The 1,167-nt window shown below is 51.1% G+C and carries 2 protein-coding genes; both read left to right on the top strand.

What is annotated here, in order from left to right:
- Window positions 1-408 (top strand): segregation and condensation protein A (locus tag ACTHS3_RS13810; RefSeq protein WP_440368232.1); only part of this gene is annotated, 408 nt, incomplete at its 5' end.
- Between the two features lies 1 nt (window position 409).
- On the top strand, window positions 410-1,167 hold a 758-nt coding region (gene brnQ / locus ACTHS3_RS13805; protein ID WP_440368231.1), incomplete at its 3' end, for a branched-chain amino acid transport system II carrier protein.

The raw sequence follows: 1,167 nt of genomic DNA, 5'->3' as shown, positions 1-1,167 counted from the left end.
GAAATTGCGGTCGAAGCGAAGTTGCCGGAAGTGTACGTTGCCGATTTGACGCAGGCTTGGTTGGGTATTTTGTCGCGAGCCAAGCATACGCGCAGTCATGAAGTGGTGCGGGAAACCATTTCCGTGCGCGCGCAGATGACGGCGATTTTGCGCCGTTTGAACGAAAGCGGCATCAGCAAGTTCAGCGATTTGTTTAAGCCGGAGCAGGGCGCGACATATGTGGTGGTCAATTTTATTGCATTGCTGGAATTGGCTAAAGAAGGCTTGGTGCGTATCGTACAGCCTGAAAATTATGGCGAAATCGAAATCAGCCTGAAAGACGGTTTGGAAACAAACGAAGCCGAAATGCTTTCAGACGGCCTTGAAGCCGATGAAACCGATAACGAAAATTTGAAAAAAGAGAACTAAAATGAATTCGACGACGAGTCATACCAAAGCTTCTTTATGGGCGGTGGGCTTAATGCTGTTTGCGCTGTTTTTTGGGGCGGGGAACCTGATTTTTCCTGCTTTTTTGGGACAGCAGGCCGGTGATAACTGGCTTTTGGCCATGTTTGGCTTTTTGCTGACGGGCGCAGGTTTGCCATTGTTGGGCGTGATTGCCGTTGGCTATTCCGGCTCGCGTGATGTGGAGGCACTGGCTTCCCGTGTTGCGCCTTGGTACGGCGTGACTTTTGCCACTGCGCTTTATTTGGCAATCGGCCCTCTGTTTGCCATGCCGCGTACGGCGACAGTGTCTTTTGAAACTGCAATTTCTCCTTTCATTGATGAATCTTGGAAAAATATCGCATTGGCCGTATTCAGCCTGGTGTTTTTCGGCATGACTTATTGGCTGTCGATTTCTCCGGGTAAGCTGGTTGACCGTATCGGTAAAATCCTTACGCCCGTTTTGTTGTTGTCAATTGCGATATTGGTCGGCTATGCCGCCATTAATCCGATGGGCGTGCCGCAGGCGGCGCAAGGCGATTTTGCTACTCATCCGTTGGTTAAAGGCATTTTGGAAGGCTACGGCACCATGGACGCGCTGGCTTCGCTGGTGTTTGCCATTATCGTCATCGATGCCGTTCGCGCCATGGGCGTGGACAACCGCGCAGACTTGCTGAAGACCACGACGATTTCCGGTGTGTTGGCGGCTTCTTGTTTGGCAGTGGTTTACCTGTTTATCGGCTA

The sequence above is a fragment of the Neisseria sp. P0009.S007 genome, assembly GCF_051962515.1.
The sequence above is the reverse complement of the archived record's forward strand: the minus strand, read 5'-3'. Positions and strand labels throughout refer to the sequence as shown.